Genomic DNA, 467 nt, shown 5'->3' with positions numbered 1-467 from the left:
ATCCTCGCCCTGGACATCGCCCTGCCGTGCAACACCCAGGACTGGTTCGAGACTCTGCCGCCGGAGCTGGCGGAGCAGATCGAGGTGACCATGTATTGCGGGCACTTCTTCTGTCACGTGCTGCACCAGGAATACCTGGTGAAGAAGGGTCGGGACTGCGCGGCGCTCAAGCGTCGCCTGCTGGCCCTGCTGGAGGCCCGCGGCGCCCGTTATCCCGCCGAGCACAATGTCGGTCACCTCTACGCCGCGGCGCCGGAACTAGAGCGGCACTATCGCCAGCTCGATCCGACCAATGCCTTCAACCCGGGCATCGGACAGCTGACGCGGCGCCATCGCTGGCAGGAGGACTGCTGCGCCACGCATGCCGGCGATGCCATCGCCGCGGCGGCGAAGACGCCCCGGGCGGAGACGAGTCGCACGTCCTGAGCGGGAGTAAGGGGCGGCTCAGTCTTCCTGCTGGATGGCGT

Annotated in this window: 1 pseudogene; it reads left to right on the top strand. The window is 67.5% G+C overall.

The window, feature by feature from the left end:
* A pseudogene (locus KYG_RS18700) lies at positions 1–426 on the top strand (hypothetical protein); the annotation flags it as partial.
* Positions 427–467 lie beyond the last annotated feature (41 nt).

Source organism: Acidovorax sp. NO-1 (assembly GCF_000238595.1).
GTDB lineage: Bacteria > Pseudomonadota > Gammaproteobacteria > Burkholderiales > Burkholderiaceae_C > Acidovorax.
Note: the sequence above shows the minus strand (reverse complement) of the source record. Positions and strands in the feature narration are given on the sequence as shown.